Annotated in this window: 19 protein-coding genes and 1 pseudogene; 10 read left to right on the top strand and 10 right to left on the bottom strand. The window is 30.5% G+C overall.

Translation table 11 applies throughout. The features are described from left to right. Nucleotides 1–9 precede the first annotated feature (9 nt). From rbr to PL321_RS07275, 4 genes and pseudogenes are all read right to left on the bottom strand, one after another. Nucleotides 10–593, bottom strand: a pseudogene (gene rbr / locus PL321_RS07290) (rubrerythrin). A gap of 73 nt (nucleotides 594–666) precedes the next feature. After that, a complete protein-coding gene (locus tag PL321_RS07285) occupies nucleotides 667–978 on the bottom strand; it encodes a GGDEF domain-containing protein (protein WP_273964041.1) in 312 nt (103 codons plus the stop codon). Between the two features lie 31 nt (nucleotides 979–1009). Further along, nucleotides 1010–1357, bottom strand: coding sequence for a hypothetical protein (locus PL321_RS07280; RefSeq protein ID WP_273964040.1), 348 nt, complete (start codon nucleotides 1355–1357; stop codon nucleotides 1010–1012). Further along, entirely contained in the window at nucleotides 1354–1554 is a 201-nt protein-coding gene (locus PL321_RS07275) for a hypothetical protein (protein WP_273964039.1), read from the bottom strand. Before PL321_RS07275 ends, PL321_RS07280 begins: the two co-directional genes overlap by 4 nt. A 128-nt stretch (nucleotides 1555–1682) precedes the next feature. Between PL321_RS07275 and PL321_RS07270 the strand changes: the two genes are divergently transcribed. From PL321_RS07270 to PL321_RS07230, 9 genes are all read left to right on the top strand, one after another. Beyond that, on the top strand, nucleotides 1683–1865 hold the full coding sequence (locus PL321_RS07270) for a hypothetical protein (protein WP_273964038.1): 183 nt from the start codon (nucleotides 1683–1685) through the stop codon (nucleotides 1863–1865). Between the two features lie 98 nt (nucleotides 1866–1963). After that, nucleotides 1964–2608 carry a hypothetical protein gene (locus PL321_RS07265; RefSeq protein ID WP_273964037.1) on the top strand — a complete coding sequence of 215 codons (645 nt, stop codon included), beginning with the start codon at nucleotides 1964–1966 and terminating at the stop codon, nucleotides 2606–2608. Next, nucleotides 2605–3060, top strand: coding sequence for a hypothetical protein (locus PL321_RS07260; protein WP_273964036.1), 456 nt, complete (start codon nucleotides 2605–2607; stop codon nucleotides 3058–3060). The genes PL321_RS07265 and PL321_RS07260 overlap by 4 nt, the downstream gene beginning before the upstream one ends. A 218-nt stretch (nucleotides 3061–3278) precedes the next feature. Beyond that, complete coding sequence (locus PL321_RS07255) at nucleotides 3279–3758, top strand: hypothetical protein (RefSeq protein WP_273964035.1); 480 nt, start codon at nucleotides 3279–3281, stop codon at nucleotides 3756–3758. A 54-nt stretch (nucleotides 3759–3812) separates the two neighbouring features. Beyond that, nucleotides 3813–4226 carry a hypothetical protein gene (locus tag PL321_RS07250; RefSeq protein WP_273964034.1) on the top strand — a complete coding sequence of 138 codons (414 nt, stop codon included), beginning with the start codon at nucleotides 3813–3815 and terminating at the stop codon, nucleotides 4224–4226. A 214-nt stretch (nucleotides 4227–4440) separates the two neighbouring features. Beyond that, a complete protein-coding gene (locus tag PL321_RS07245) occupies nucleotides 4441–5310 on the top strand; it encodes a response regulator (protein WP_273964033.1) in 870 nt (289 codons plus the stop codon). Between the two features lie 488 nt (nucleotides 5311–5798). Next, nucleotides 5799–6464 carry a HEAT repeat domain-containing protein gene (locus tag PL321_RS07240; RefSeq protein ID WP_273964032.1) on the top strand — a complete coding sequence of 222 codons (666 nt, stop codon included), beginning with the start codon at nucleotides 5799–5801 and terminating at the stop codon, nucleotides 6462–6464. A 181-nt stretch (nucleotides 6465–6645) separates the two neighbouring features. After that, complete coding sequence (locus PL321_RS07235; RefSeq protein WP_273964031.1) at nucleotides 6646–7182, top strand: glycosyltransferase family 2 protein; 537 nt, start codon at nucleotides 6646–6648, stop codon at nucleotides 7180–7182. A gap of 13 nt (nucleotides 7183–7195) precedes the next feature. Then, nucleotides 7196–7882 (top strand): glycosyltransferase, encoded by a 687-nt coding sequence (locus PL321_RS07230; RefSeq protein WP_273964030.1) that lies wholly within the window; start codon nucleotides 7196–7198, stop codon nucleotides 7880–7882. 40 nt (nucleotides 7883–7922) lie between these two features. Here PL321_RS07230 and PL321_RS21175 read toward each other — a convergent pair whose 3' ends face one another. The 6 genes from PL321_RS21175 to PL321_RS07205 all read right to left on the bottom strand — a co-directional run bounded on the left by PL321_RS21175 (nucleotide 7923) and on the right by PL321_RS07205 (nucleotide 11261). Continuing rightward, nucleotides 7923–8051, bottom strand: a complete 129-nt coding sequence (locus PL321_RS21175; RefSeq protein ID WP_443110757.1) for an EamA family transporter — start codon at nucleotides 8049–8051, stop codon at nucleotides 7923–7925. 525 nt (nucleotides 8052–8576) lie between these two features. Next, nucleotides 8577–8867 (bottom strand): haloacid dehalogenase-like hydrolase, encoded by a 291-nt coding sequence (locus tag PL321_RS07225; protein WP_273964456.1) that lies wholly within the window; start codon nucleotides 8865–8867, stop codon nucleotides 8577–8579. 29 nt (nucleotides 8868–8896) lie between these two features. Further along, on the bottom strand, nucleotides 8897–9160 hold the full coding sequence (locus tag PL321_RS07220; RefSeq protein ID WP_273964029.1) for a hypothetical protein: 264 nt from the start codon (nucleotides 9158–9160) through the stop codon (nucleotides 8897–8899). 123 nt (nucleotides 9161–9283) lie between these two features. Continuing rightward, on the bottom strand, nucleotides 9284–9949 hold the full coding sequence (locus PL321_RS07215; protein ID WP_273964028.1) for a decaprenyl-phosphate phosphoribosyltransferase: 666 nt from the start codon (nucleotides 9947–9949) through the stop codon (nucleotides 9284–9286). A 419-nt stretch (nucleotides 9950–10368) separates the two neighbouring features. After that, a complete protein-coding gene (locus PL321_RS07210; RefSeq protein WP_273964455.1) occupies nucleotides 10369–10917 on the bottom strand; it encodes a glycosyltransferase family 39 protein in 549 nt (182 codons plus the stop codon). Then, nucleotides 10860–11261 carry a hypothetical protein gene (locus tag PL321_RS07205; RefSeq protein WP_273964027.1) on the bottom strand — a complete coding sequence of 134 codons (402 nt, stop codon included), beginning with the start codon at nucleotides 11259–11261 and terminating at the stop codon, nucleotides 10860–10862. The genes PL321_RS07210 and PL321_RS07205 overlap by 58 nt, the downstream gene beginning before the upstream one ends. Nucleotides 11262–11780: 519 nt before the next feature. On the opposite strand from PL321_RS07205, the gene PL321_RS07200 reads away from it, so the two are divergent. Further along, nucleotides 11781–13046, top strand: a complete 1266-nt coding sequence (locus tag PL321_RS07200) for a sugar ABC transporter substrate-binding protein (RefSeq protein ID WP_273964026.1) — start codon at nucleotides 11781–11783, stop codon at nucleotides 13044–13046. Nucleotides 13047–13113: the final 67 nt, after the last annotated feature.

Raw genomic sequence — 13113 nt, 5'->3', positions numbered from 1 at the left:
CCTTAATAATTAAAAATTATCTGCTAACACTTCAAAGTATCCCTGTGGGTGAGCACAAGCAGGACAAACTTCAGGTGCCTCTTCTCCTTCGTGTATGTATCCACAATTTAAACATTTCCACTTAATAGGTTCAGGCTTTTTAAATACTTCTCCATTTTCGATATTTGCAAGTAACTTTCTATATCTTTCTTCGTGGTGTTTTTCAACTTCCGCTATCTTTCTAAAAACATTTGCAATTTCAGGAAGCCTTCTTCATCTGCAACCCTTGCAAATTCTGGATAAAGGTCTGACCATTCTTCATTTTCGCCCTTTGCAGCATACATTAAATTAGTCTTTGTATCTGAAAGACCAACAGGATATTCAGCAGTTATTTCAACAGCTTCACCCTCAAGGCTTGTGTTTAAGAATTTGAAAAATCTCTTTGCGTGTTCCTTTTCATTTTCTGCTGTTTCCATAAATATATTTGATATTTGTATATATCCTTCCTTTTTAGCAACAGATGCATAGTATGTGTATCTGCTTCTTGCCTGTGATTCTCCTGCAAAGGCCTTCATTAAATTTTCTGCAGTTTTTGTTCCCTTTAGAGATTTCATAAACCCCACCTCCATTAGTTTTCTAAATTTTATCATAATTTTCGAATTAATTCAACAACTATAAATTTTTTAGTTATGCTACAACTTTATTTCTTCCTGTGTTTTTAGCTGTATAAAGATTTTTATCAGCCTTTTCAATTACATCTAAATAATTAGTTTCTCCTAAAACTTCATATACTCCAAAACTTGCAGTAATTTTTATTTGTAAATTGTTATACTTAACAGCACCTTCTTCAACCTTTTTCCTAATTCTTTCAGCTATTTCAACTGCCTTTTCCTTATTTGCCCCATTTAATACAATTAAAAATTCTTCCCCACCATATCTTGCTACCCAGTCGCTTTTTCTTATACTATCCTGCAATATAGAAGCAAAGTGTTTAAGCACTTCATCACCAGCAAGATGCCCGTAGGTATCATTAACTTTTTAAAAAAGTCAATGTCACACATAATAATAGAAAGGGAGTGTTTTCAAAGTTTGACTTTAGGATATCAACAGGAAGTCTGTCCTCTATAAATCGTCTATTATATACATTAGTTAAAGTATCTTTTACAAGTAGTTCATTTAAATTATTTATCTTAGAGTATATTTCTTCACTACTTAACTCCTCTATATCTTCTATTATGCTTGTACCTGTTGCGTCCTTTAAAAACTCAACAACGACTTTCCCAGCATCTGTAACAACAGCAGTTGCGGTTATTATATACACTTTTTCCCCATTATACTCAATCTTTACAAATGTTTCATTTTGAGTATATGCTCTCATTGATACACAATTTGAACACATCTTATTTTGATTCCAAAATTCATAGCAGGAGTTTTCTTCTTCAATATATTCTTTTTCTTTTGAAAAAAGTAGTATACCTTTTTCCTTATGGGATCAACTATTCTAATTGCATCATAAATAAAAATTAAAAAATCTATTTTTTCTATTAGAGTATTTAAATTTAATATTTTTTCCATTTATTAACCTCCAAAGTTAGTAATTACAATTATTATACAATAAAAGAGAAATATTTAAATAAATTAATAGAATTTATAAAAAATTGATTGTATAATGGATATAAGCTATAAGTTGAGGGGTGGTCTATTTGAAGAGGTACTTTACCTTTATAATTTTAATTTTATTTCTTATTTTTCCTGCAAACAGGTTGATAAAATATAAAAAACATATAGATTCAATATATAAAGATGGAAAAATAAAATACATATCAAAGGTTGATGAAAAATACTTTTACATATATCAAGATAAAAAGTTTAAAAAACATTTATAAAGGGAGTAAATATTGGTGCATCAAAGCCTGGATACTTTCCTGGGGAGTTTGGGATAACAAAGGAAGATTATTTAAGATGGTTTAAGTACATACAGGATATGAATGCAAATTCAATAAGGGTATATACAAGGCTTATGCCAGAGTTTTATGAGGCTCTTTATGAGTATAATCAAAAGGCAAAGACTCCACTATATGTTTTTCACGGAGTATGGCTAAACGAAGAGGATATAATAAAATATATGGATGCACATAATTCAAAAATAAAGGAAACTTTTATAGAAGAAACAAAAAAGATGATAAATATTATACACGGCAATATAAACGTAGAAAAGGAAAAGGGATACGCAGGAGGTGTTTATACTAAGGATGTTTCAAAGTATGTAATAGGATGGATATTAGGTATAGAGTGGGATCCAGAGTTTGTTGTAGAAACAAATAATAAAAATAAAGAAAAAATAAGATATGATGGGCAATACTTATATACACAAGATGCATCACCCTTTGAGGTTTTTCTGTGTGAGGTAGCAGATGAATGTATAAAGTATGAAACAGAAAAATATGGAATGCAAAGACCTCTTGCACTATCTAACTGGGTAACAACAGATATGTTAGAACATCCAAATGAACCATTAGAAAAGGAAGATATGGTTACAGTAAATCCAGAACACATAAAAAGAAGAGTTCATTTTTACCTGGCTTATTTGCATCCTATCACATATATCCATATTATCCTGATTTTATGAATTATGATAAAAAATATACAACATATATAGATGAAAAGGGTAAAGTAAATCCATATAGGTCATATTTAAATGATTTAAGAAAAGAGCATACAATGCCTGTTTTAGTTGCCGAGTTTGGAATTCCTGCCTCAAGAGGAATGGCACACGTTAATATTCATACAGGATTTAATCAAGGTTTTGTAAATGAAACAAAACAAGGCGAATATATTGTAAGTATGCTTGAGGATATATATAAAGAAGAATATGCAGGAGGCCTTGTATTTTCTTGGCAGGATGAGTGGTTTAAAAGAACCTGGAATACAATGGATTTAGATATTCCTGATAGACGCCCCTACTGGAAAAATGTACAGACAAATGAGCAGATGTTTGGGTTATTAACCTTTGAACCAGGAGAGCAAAAAGTGTATGCTATGTTGATGGGGATGAATCTGAATGGAGTAGTAATCCGTTAATTGTAGAAAATAATCTAGCTTTAAGTGTAAATTCAGATGAAGGATATGTATATTTCAAAATAAATGCAAAAGAATTCGATCTAAACAAAGATACGCTATATATTCCTATAGATATAAAGGAAAATCAAGGAAACAACAAGTTTATAGATGAAGGATTAAACTTTGAAAGACCTGTTGACTTTGTTATTAAGATTAAGGGTAAAGAAGATTCAAGAATTATGGTAGATGCCTATTACGATCATTTTTATTATGAGTACAGTAAAAAATTAAAAATGGACAAGGAAAATCCAAGCTTTGAAGTAAAAAATAGTGGTATATTTAATAAAATCTATCTTTGTCTAAATAGACCCTTTGTTCTTCCACAGGAAAAAGAAGAACTTCCAATACAAAAATATGAGACAGGTAAACTAATGTATGGTAATGCAAATCCTGACAGCAAAGATTTTAATTCCTTAGCAGATTATTTTGTAAAGGGAGATATAATAGAAATAAGAATACCTTGGCAACTTCTAAATGTTATGGACCCATCAACTAAAATGATAATGGATGATTTATATCTAAATAATGGTATAAAACCTACAAAAGTAGAAGGGTTTTATGTAGGTGTAATTTTAAAGAAACAAGATGAGGTAGCCTATACTTTAATGAAAAATATAATTGGGAGTCTTGGGATATACCAACGTACCACGAAAGGTTGAAAAAATCCTACTACATTTTAAAGGAATCCTTTAAAAATATAGGAGGTGAATAATATGGCACATATTGATTTAGTTATGCAAGAAGTTTTAAACACCATAAACGACCTGCTTGAAGTTAAGAATAAAGATAAAGCATTTATGAACGTAGTTAAAGGTGTATTAAAGAAAATATATACTATTTCCACAGAAAATAAAATAGAAGATGTTGCCTTTGAACTTAATGGAATTGAGAAGCTGTTAGAAGATGAAAACGAGGAATATAAAGAAAAGTATGTTGAAAAACTCATTAAGGTTAAAGAAATAATTGAAAACAAAATATCAGAAAAGAGCAGAGTTTTAATTTTCCCTGACAGCGATAATGCTCTAAATGAACTAATAAACAAGTTAAATATTAGCCACATTGAGGTAATCCTATCAAAGGGAGATGCAGTAGACTCTATTTTTCATACAATCCAAATGCTGTTGTAGTTCAAAACAACAAAAACATAAATGCAGTAACTATTTTAAAAAGCATAAGGGAAGAAAAGGTATTAGACCAGCTACCTATTATTGTTATATCAGATGTAGATTACAATACAAAGCTTGAATGTTTAAGATTAGGAGCTATAGACTACATTGAATATGATTTTGATGTAGAAGAGGTATATCTTAAACTTACAAACTTAGTCAATATGAGTTCTAAATGCTTAAAAATACTGTTTACGATATTTCAACTGGTCTTTACACAAGAAGACAGGGTGAAATATTAGCCACGTCCCTTTTAGCTAAGGCAAAGGAAGAGGAAAAGGACGGAATACTTCTTCTTATTGATTTTGATTATATGTCAGAGATCAATAAAAAGCTTGGTGTATCCTTTGGTAATAGGATAATTAATAAAGTGGTTTCAGAGTTTAAAAAATATACAACAAAGGTTGATATAGCCTACAGAATGTCGGGAGATGAATTTGCCTTTATATTCTATGATAGGGATGTAAAATGGGTAAAAAATGTTGCAGAGGAAGTACTAAATTTTGCAATAAAGTATGGAGAGGAAATTGGACATAAAATAAGCTTTTCCTCAGGAATATCCTCTATTACAAAGGAGAAAGAAGATTATAAGGATATGCTGTTAAAGGCAAGGGGAGCACTTGCAATAGCTAAAATGGAGGGTAGAGCTAAGGTTGTTGTTGATGTTGATTCTGTAAAACAAAATAATGCTATAAATTTGCTGTTTGTTGACGACGATAGAATAATACTATCTATATTAAAGTCAAGGTATAAAAATAAAGGCTACAATGTATATACTGCCTCTGACGGGCTTGAAGCATTAGAAATACTAAAAAGTAGCGACATAGATTTAGTAGTAACTGACTATTATTTAAAGCTTATGAATGGAGATGAGCTTATAAAAAACATTAGAGAAAAAAATTCTAAAATACCAATAATAGTTTTATCTTCTCAGAAAAATGAAGACTATATAAAAAGAACACTTGACTTAGGTGCAGATGACTATGTTGTTAAGCCCTTTTCACCTGTAGAACTTGACAGCAGAATTAAAAAATTATTAGATTAGTGGTGATTTTTATGGAGCTTATTGTTTTATACTCTATCCTTATTTTTCAGTTATTATAATTCTTCTTTATGCCTATCTTATTGCAGAAAAGCTATATGATAATTATAAAAATAGAAAAAAGCAAAGGGTTTATAAAAATATTTCAGGTTATCTTGATGACATAGCCTCAAGAATTGACGAATATGAAGTTACAAATATTCAACTTAAAACTTTACAAGGCTTTATGAAGGATAAAATAAAAGGGAAATAGTAGAAGAAAGGTTTTTATTTTATTTTGAAAATTTAAAGGGAAGTATTTTAGAAAAATTAACAAAGCTTAGTGAGGATATTGGGCTTGTTGATTATGAATTAGAAAAGTTAAAGAGTAAAGATATGCATAAGGTGGCACTTGCCTGTAAAAACTTAGGAGAAATGAGAAGTAAAAAGCAATAGAGAATCTTATAGAACTTATAGATGTTGAAGTTGTAGAGGTTAAGTACAATGTCTTAATGGCCCTTGCTAAAATAGGGAACGAAGAGGCCTTTATAGACGCCTTTAAAAAACTTTCTAAAACTATTCCATTAAGCGAAAGAAGTTTGATTGAAATAGCAGATAGCTTTGAGGGAGATAAAATATATGTCTATAGAAATTTAATGTATTTAGATGATGAGTTTATAGCATCAATATTTATAAAATCAGCAGGAAACTATAAAAATACACTTTTAGCCGACGAGATAGCTATATTTTTAGCTGACGAAAACAAGGAGAAAAAGATAGCCGCACTTAAGGCCTTAGGCAATATGGGAGATAATAGATATGTAATTCAGATAATAGAACTATTAAAGGATGAAGCCTGGGAAGTTAGAGCAATTGCAGCAAAGGTTTTAGGACAGCTTCAGGATACAAAGGCACTAATACCACTTGTAAAGGCACTATCTGATAGAGAGTGGTATGTAAGATATAATGCTGCGAATTCTTTAATTTCAATAGAAGGCGGAATTGAGCTTGTTTATGATGTTTTAGAGGGAGAAGACAGGTTTGCAAAGGATATAGTAATTGCTGTTCTTGAGACAAGCTATGGTTGGGATAAGGTGCTTCAGTATGATATGCAAAATACAAGAACACCAAAATTAAAAGAAGTAATACAAAAATATATTCAAGAAAAAGATAGGTGATTTTTATGAATACACCACTATTAAAGTCAATAGTAATCAATTTTAACTATTTTATTATTTACTATGTTTTAGTTATTAATTTTATCTACTTTATACAGCTTATACTTGCAGCTTTTAACTTAAGTGATTACGTGAAAAAATAAGGTATTCTGATTATAAAAAATATATAACATCAGACAATATGATACCAATTTCAATTTTAGTTCCAGCATACAATGAACAAGAAACTATAGTTGAAAATATAAAGTCCCTTATTTCCCTTAACTATCCAAAGTTTGAAGTAATAGTTATTAACGATGGTTCAAAGGATGAAACTTTAAATAGAGTAATACAGGAGTTTGATTTAAAAGAGATAAACCAACCTGTAAGGTACAGAATTAATACTAACAAGATAAAGGGGATTTATAAAAACTTAGATATACCAAATCTTATTGTAGTAGATAAGGAAAATGGAGGCAAAGCCGATGCCTTAAATGCAGGTATAAATGTTTCTAACTACCCTATAGTTACATCTATAGATGCAGATTCAATACTTGAGAGCGATTCCTTAGTTAGGGTGGTTATGCCCTTTATAGAGGATAAAAAGACAATAGCAGTTGGGGGCATAGTTAGAATAGCAAATGGTTCACTAATTAAAAGAGGTAGAGTTGTAGATATTGGACTTCCTAAAAGCAGGGTTGCAATGTTTCAAATTGTTGAATACCTAAGGGCTTTTTAACAGGAAGAGTAGGATGGGATGCTGTAAATTCCCTGCTTATTGTATCTGGAGCCTTTGGTGCCTTCAAAAGGAGTCAGCAATAGAGGTGGGTGGATATGCTAAAAACACAATTGGTGAAGATATGGAGCTTATAGTTAAGATGCACGAGTATTTCCTGAGAAATAAAATAAAATATAGAATAAAGTTTGTACCAGACCCTGTATGTTGGACACAGGCACCAGAGACTTTTAAGGATTTAAGGTCCCAGAGAAGAAGGTGGCAGATAGGACTTATGGACAGCCTTCTTAAGCACAAGAGAATGTTTTTTAATCCAAGGTACAAACAGATTGGTTTAATTGCTGTTCCATACTTTTGGTTGTTTGAAATGATAGGGCCTATAATTGAGATAATAGGCTATGTTATGATTCCTCTTGCCTATATATTTGGACTATTAAACTTAAAATATTTTCTTATTTTCTTTTCAGCTTCCATACTTTATGGAATACTTCTATCACTTGGTGCAATACTTCTTGAGGAATATACCTTTAACAAATATCCAACCCTTAAACAGCTTATGAAGCTAAGCTTTTATGGGATTTTAGAAAACTTTGGATACAGACAGCTTACAACCCTTTATAGAATAGAGGGAATTGTTAAATTTAGAAAAATGAAACACAGTTGGGGTAAGATAAAGAGAGTAAGTTTTCAAAACCAAAAATAAGTCTGAAGCATAATAGATGCTTCAGACTTATTTTATCTTGTCAATAAAAAACCCCAACAACTATACAACCTATTCCCATAAGCTTATACTTATTTATTTTTTCTCCTAATAGAAAATATGCTAAAAGAAGAGTCCATATATATGTTATTGAATTTAAAGGAAGAACTATGTTGTAGGGGATATATTTAAGTAAAACTATGTTTATAAAAGCCCCTACACAATAAAAATTCCTCCAATATAAATATACCTATTTAAAATTAGTGTTCTTAAGGAATTCAAGCAAGATGATGCTCTTTTAAAAAGTATCCACCAAGAGAACCGCAAAGTGTCATTAATATGAGTAAACAAAATATTTTAAAATTCATACTCTATTTTCCCTTCCTAATAAACTAACTCCAATTGTAATAATTAAAATTCCTAAAAGGTTGCTTAAAGAAATTGTTTCATCTAAAAAATATATCCGTTTATTAATGCGAATATATAAGAAACGCACATAATTGGGTACAAAACAGAAAGCTCTCCGTTTTTAAAGGCAAAAATCATAAAAAGAGCACCAAGGCCGTAGAGTAAAAATCCAATAGCGATATTAATTATCCTATCTGAACTTTGGGAAAACTTCCAAAAAGTTGTCCATTTGCAGTTAAAAAGGCTGATATAATCATAAGGATTATTCCTTTGTTTAAAAATTTTTTCATCAGTGCCACCTCAGATTTTTAAAATTATCAAGTTTTTTATTGTTATTTATTAAAAACCTATTTTCCACAAGATTAAATAAAGGCATATCCGAAAGTGAATCAGAATAGCATACACTGTTTTCTCTATCAATTTGAATATCTTCACTATCTAATAGCTTTCTTAGTCTTAAGACCTTCTCTTCTCCTTTACAGTTTTCACCATCTATTATATTTGTATATCCCGTTTCTGTTTTTCTTAAGATTGTCCCAAGAACATAGTCAACATCAAAATATTCTTTAAAGTATTTTATATAACATTCAGGAGAGGCAGAGATTAGTATTACTGTGTATCCTTCTTTTTTCTCTTTATAAGTTCTTCCTTAGCATCAAAGAAGGTGTGCTTTAATATTTTTTCCTTAAAAAATTCTTCAAGGTCACCTTCATTTAAGTAGTTTACTACATAAAACATCTCTTCCTTAGCCTTCTTTGTTCCAACTATTTTCAGCACATAGAGCATTAGAATAAAAATTAGTCTTGGAAGCCTTAAGATTGCTTTAGGTTTTTCTTTAGTGTGTAAAAAGAAGCATAAACATTGAGTCGCCATTTAAAATGGTCTTATCAACATCAAATATAGCAATCTTTTAATCAACTCAAAACCTCCCTTATTATGTAAATAAAAGTATTATTGCACTGCAAATCCCCCACAAAATAACATCGACTATAATTCCTATATCTGTAAGAACAGCTTCTGTTGGGCTTCCCCTAAAGCTTTAATTTCCGTCAAGTATTTATATCTAAATAGTCCATAGATTACAAATATATTAGTTATCATCATATACTTATGGTTATAGGCAAAGAAGGTATACAGGGAGTAGAAGATTATTGTGCATCCGCATACAATATTTGAAATATCATCTAAAAACTTAATAGAATAGTCATCAAGAATCCTTCTATGTTTTGTTGCATTATCTTCTAAACACTTAAGTTCATTTTTTCTCTTTTCAAAACCTAAGAATAGAGAAATAAAAAGAGTACAAAGTATAATCCAAACAGAAAGTTCAACATCTATAACAACTCCACCGGCAACAACCCTTAATATAAACCCTACTGCAATTGAAATAACATCTAATATAACTAAGTGTTTTATTTTGAAGGTATAGATTATATTGTTTATAAAGTAAATCAGCAATATAATAAGTAGAAATTTATTCAAATAGAAGGCAGCAGATAGTGAAACGACTATAAGTATAATCATTTCGACAATAGCCTTTTTAATAGAAACTTTTCCACTTGCAATAGGTCTATTTTTCTTTTTAGGGTGTATTTTATCCTGTTCTAAATCCTTTATATCATTCATTATGTATACTGCTGAAGAAATAAGGCAAAAACACAAGAAGGCTAAAGCAACCTTAACTATGCTGTCTATTTCTAAAAACTTTTAGAGAAGATTATTGCACCAAAAACAAAGAAGTTTTTTATCCACTGCTTTGGTCGCATAAGTTCAATATAATTTTTCAATTTAATTCATCCCTTCTATATATAGTTTGAGCTAATATAACAAATAAAAAGCTTGCTATATATGAATATCTCTCCTGTGATTCAATAATTAAATAAAGAAGACCGTATCCACAATAAATAATGTAAAATAAATTTATTATAGGATTTTCAAGAAATTGACTTTTATTATATAAACCTATATAAACTGCAATTAATATAATAAGATAGATTAGGTTAATATAAATTATACCATTGTGTCTTAAATCAATAATTAAGGATTTTGTATCAGCCTGTGACCAATAGGCACCAGCAAAATCACCTGCAGCCCACTGTGTGGAGTATTTTTAAGTATAAAATAAATAAGCTTTTTAGGGGAGTTTGCGTGTACCTTTCCTTCAACTTTTGCTTTATTGCCGCCTCAAGTTCTTTATCATCATCAAATGAAGCAATAAATTTTGCATCCTCCATATTCCATCTTCCAAATGTATCCATATTAGAACCACGAAGAACAGAGGTAAGTTTTGTTTCGCTTCCTCTCCAAAGATTATATTGTGTTATCTTCAGTTCTTTAAGGATTGCATTTACACTTAGCATAGGAACTAAAAAGGCAATAACTAAACCTACAGCAAATTTTGATTTATTAAAAATATTATCCTTAATGTAAATTAAAATAAACATTATGTAAGCGATTAATATGACATCCCCCACCATTCTAAAAAGATGTCCTATTCCCAGTATCAATCCACATAAAATTATATATAAAAAGTTTCTTTTATTTTTATAATATCTTACAAATACATATATACTCAAAAGATAAAAGGGCATTGCAATATTTTCTGAACAATATACTGCTGTATATGTAATAAAGGCTGGATAAATTGCTGAAATATATGCAGAGTAGAGCCCGATTTTTTAGAATTAAACACTTCTTTTGAGATTAAAAAGATTAAATATATATTTAAAGTAGAAAGCAGAGCATTTATAACCTTTATTGCTAAAAGTCCATTTGCAAATAAATGCCTAATAAGTGCAAAATACAAAACAGTTACAGTCATATGTGGGAATCTGGCATAGTAGTTTTTATCGTGGAACATAGAATAGTCTCCCTTTAAAAACATCCCACTTCTTATATACATCCCTGCAAAATCAGAAACAGGTCTATTGTCTAAAGATAAAATCCAAAAGAATCTAAGAGCTGCACCGAACAATATTATACAGACTAATACATATATATAGTTTACTTCCTTTTAATGGAATAAATAAAAATAGATGTAGTTATTAAAAAGAAAAAAGTAACTCAAGGTTTAAAATTTTAAAGTACTTACTATAAATACATAAATATCCCATTGTTGCAAATATTATAGGTAAAAATAACAGCCTCAACGCGTAATTAACAAATTTTGAAAAACTTCTCATATACCCACCCTTTTCTATTAAAATTAACAAGTTAAATTATACAATAAAAATTGTAGAATAAAAATAAAAATATGGTAAAAGAGTTCCAAAATTCATTAAAGAGAGTTTTGGAAACTATTGTAAAAGGTTCTATATAACCTATGTATTTGTTATATGATTTTAATAGTTAAAACATTAATGCAAAATTTTTTAATAAATCACATTTTAAAATTTTCAAAAACTATGGACAAACGTTTGCAAAAGAGTTATAATATAATTGAACTTAAACATTTAAGTTAATTAATTTAAAAAACTAAAGAAGGGGAATTACTGTGAAAAAGCCATTGTCAATTATGCTTTCAGCACTATTAGTGGCTTCATTAATGGCTGGATGTGGTCCAAAGAAACAAGCAGAACAACCAAAGGATCAACAACCAGCACAAACAAATGAATTAAAACCAGAGGAAGGAGCTACATTACTTGTATGGGAAAGTGAAGGCCCAGAAGGAGAATACATAAAGTATGTAGCAGGAGAATTTGAAAAGAAATATGGTGTAAAAGTTAATTATGAACCTGTTAACCACACAGATACATCAGGTAAGCTTCAACAAGATGGACCTGCTGGAGTTGGAGCTGACGTTTTTGCCGCACCACACGACCACGTAGGTAAGATGGTAGCAGCAGGATTAATTCAAGAAAATCATAATCCAGACAGAGTAAAGAATGATTATATGGAAGCTGCTCTAAGAGGTGTAAGCTTAGACGGTAAAGTTTATGGATATCCAACAGCAATTGAAACTTATGCACTATTCTACAATAAGGACTTAGTTAAGGAAGCACCAAAGACTTATGAAGAAATAGTTGAATTTGCAAAGACATTTAACAATACAAAGGAAAAGAAATTCGCACTTGCTTGGGATGTTGGTAATGCATACTTCTCATACAGCTTCTTAACTGCAAATGGCGGATATGTATTTGGAAAGCAAGGAACTGACAAGGATGACATCGGTCTAAACAATGATGGTGCTGTTAAGGGTGCAGAATTCTACAAGAGCTTAAAGACTATACTACCACTTAAGGTTGCAGACTCAAATTATCAATTTATGGATGGTTCATTTGCAGCTGGTAAGGTTGCTATGATTATAAACGGACCTTGGGCAGTTAAGGGATACCAAGATGCAAAGATTAACTTTGGAGTAGCACCACTTCCAACATTTGGTGGAGCACAACCAAAGAGCTTCTCAGGTGTAAGAGCACTTTATGTAAGCTCATTTACAAAGTATCCAAAGGCTGCAAAGTTATTTGCTGAATTTGCAACATCAGATGAAATGTTAATGAAGAGATTTGAAATGACAAAACAAATACCACCAGTTAAGGCTTTAGCTGATAGAGATGAAATAAAGAACGACCCAATAGTTGCAGGTTTTATGGCTCAAGCTCAAAATGCTGAACCAATGCCATCAATTCCACAAATGCAACTTGTTTGGGAACCACTTGCTACAACTTTCTCAGCTATTTGGGACGGTCAAATGGAACCAAAAGCAGCTCTTGATAAGTGTGTACAAACTGTAAAGGATGCTATAGCAGCACAAAAGTAATATAAGTAATTAAATAGTTATAGGTATGTGCGTATGCACATACCTATAATAATTAATCTTGGAAAGA

It is taken from the genome of Caloramator sp. mosi_1 (genome assembly GCF_028622835.1).
GTDB lineage: Bacteria > Bacillota > Clostridia > Clostridiales > Caloramatoraceae > Thermobrachium.
This window is presented reverse-complemented; position numbering and strand designations above follow the sequence as displayed.

Bases quoted from the DNA above. Each gene is read 5' to 3' on its own strand.
- PL321_RS07280 (WP_273964040.1), bottom strand. From the start codon at position 1,357: ATGAGAGCATATACTCAAAATGAAACATTTGTAAAGATTGAGTATAAT.
- PL321_RS07275 (WP_273964039.1), bottom strand. From the start codon at position 1,554: ATGGAAAAAATATTAAATTTAAATACTCTAATAGAAAAAATAGATTTT.
- PL321_RS07265 (WP_273964037.1), top strand. From the start codon at position 1,964: ATGAATGCAAATTCAATAAGGGTATATACAAGGCTTATGCCAGAGTTT.
- PL321_RS07260 (WP_273964036.1), top strand. From the start codon at position 2,605: ATGAATTATGATAAAAAATATACAACATATATAGATGAAAAGGGTAAA.
- PL321_RS07255 (WP_273964035.1), top strand. From the start codon at position 3,279: ATGGTAGATGCCTATTACGATCATTTTTATTATGAGTACAGTAAAAAA.
- PL321_RS07250 (WP_273964034.1), top strand. From the start codon at position 3,813: ATGGCACATATTGATTTAGTTATGCAAGAAGTTTTAAACACCATAAAC.
- PL321_RS07245 (WP_273964033.1), top strand. From the start codon at position 4,441: ATGCTTAAAAATACTGTTTACGATATTTCAACTGGTCTTTACACAAGA.
- PL321_RS07240 (WP_273964032.1), top strand. From the start codon at position 5,799: ATGGCCCTTGCTAAAATAGGGAACGAAGAGGCCTTTATAGACGCCTTT.
- PL321_RS07235 (WP_273964031.1), top strand. From the start codon at position 6,646: ATGATACCAATTTCAATTTTAGTTCCAGCATACAATGAACAAGAAACT.
- PL321_RS07230 (WP_273964030.1), top strand. From the start codon at position 7,196: ATGGGATGCTGTAAATTCCCTGCTTATTGTATCTGGAGCCTTTGGTGC.
- PL321_RS07220 (WP_273964029.1), bottom strand. From the start codon at position 9,160: ATGGCGACTCAATGTTTATGCTTCTTTTTACACACTAAAGAAAAACCT.